Raw genomic sequence first — 246 nt, forward strand, 5'->3', positions numbered from 1 at the left:
ATACTCTCTACCTATGTTCATAAAATCACCTCGCCATAACGTATTTTTATATATTCTTTAAATATTTGTAAAACCCTTTATTCATAACAACAGTATGTATCTTACTCCACTAACCTGCTTACGTTAGTCAAAAAAAAAGCCACCTCATTTGGCATCTTAAATTTTCAGTACCCCAATATAAATTTATTATATCTCAGGGTTGCTCATCAGCAGGTCTTCGTTTATGTTTTTCATTAATGATTTTCT

Origin of the sequence: Neobacillus drentensis, from assembly GCF_036962765.1 — a bacterium.
GTDB lineage: Bacteria > Bacillota > Bacilli > Bacillales > Cytobacillaceae > Neobacillus > Neobacillus drentensis_C.